The following is a 1,089-nucleotide window of genomic DNA, read 5'->3' on the forward strand; positions in this document are numbered from 1 at the left end:
GGCATCCGTCATCGCTCGGTCGTCAGTCCGAGGTGAGCTGGACCGTCACGTTCGCGGGTGGGAGTCCGTTCCACAGGGCCTCCGGGGAAGCCGTGAGGAACGACGTCAGCGCGAGCACTGCGGCCAGGAGCGGCACGGCCCACAGGGCCGTCGCCGCGATGCGAAGGGTGCGGTTGATCACCGCGGTGCGGGTGGCCTTCGCGGCGGACCCGAGGGCGATGACGAAGACCAGAGCCATCACGAACCAGGTGAACGGCAACGGGTCGAGGGTCGCGTTGTAGCAGACGGGCTCGACCGAGTCATTCGGCGACACGCAGCCGCCGCGCGAGGCCCGGGCGAACGTCCCGTACAGCACGGCCCACACCAGGCCCCGCCGCGCCAGGGACAGGATCTCGGGAACGTAGTGCCCGACCAGCGGCATGGCGGCGGGAGGACGGCTCACAGCGGTCGTCGATGTCATGGGGCCCTTCCACTTCAACTCTTCCGTCACCGTAGAGCCTCGACCCGCCGGTGCGCCACCGGCGCGGCAGGACCCGCAGAGCTCAGCGGCTTCGCACGTCGCAGGGCGGCGAGGATCGGCCGGCCCACCACGATCAGGCCGACGACGGTCGTGATGGCGCGGAGGGTGTCCCAGCTGAGCGTCGACGTGACGAGCGAGTACAGCAGGAAGCTCGAGAGGTTGACATCCAGCGGCGCGCCGCCGTCGTACGAGATGCCGGTGCCGGACCCCACGGCGAAGGGCCAGAACCACAGGTTCATGAGCAGGCCGAAGCTGTACGACGCGATGACACCGTAGAGGCAGAGCATGGCGATCTCGGTGATGCGCGACCGAGCCCACGCGCCCGCGGGCTCCGGGCGACGCTTCAGCGGCACCTGAAGGGGGCGTGTCGATCGTCCCGGGAGCAGTCCTGCCACCGCGCCCACCCAGGCGCAGGCGAACATCTGGAACGGCGTCCACGGTCCGAATGTGCCGGTGATGAGGGTGGACAGCGCGATGGTCGCCATGCCGAGCAGCATGCCGAAGCGGGCGCCGTACGCGCGCCCGGCGAGGATCAGCAGGATGAAGACCGCCTCGACGCCGCCGACGCC

The 1,089-nt window shown here is 70.2% G+C and carries 1 protein-coding gene and 1 pseudogene; both read right to left on the minus strand.

All coding sequences use genetic code 11. The annotated features are described in order from the left end of the window. Positions 1-22 precede the first annotated feature (22 nt). Positions 23-460: a hypothetical protein gene (locus B1729_RS20225; protein WP_163634613.1), complete on the minus strand. Its 438-nt coding sequence runs from the start codon at positions 458-460 to the stop codon at positions 23-25. Between the two features lie 26 nt (positions 461-486). Beyond that, positions 487-1,089, minus strand: a pseudogene (locus B1729_RS20230) (ECF transporter S component); the annotation flags it as partial.

The sequence above is a fragment of the Microbacterium sp. B35-04 genome (genome assembly GCF_010634885.1).
Taxonomy (GTDB): Bacteria; Actinomycetota; Actinomycetes; order Actinomycetales; family Microbacteriaceae; genus Microbacterium.

Excerpts from the sequence above, each read along its gene's own strand:
- B1729_RS20225 (WP_163634613.1), bottom strand. The coding sequence starts at position 460 with ATGACATCGACGACCGCTGTGAGCCGTCCTCCCGCCGCCATGCCGCTG.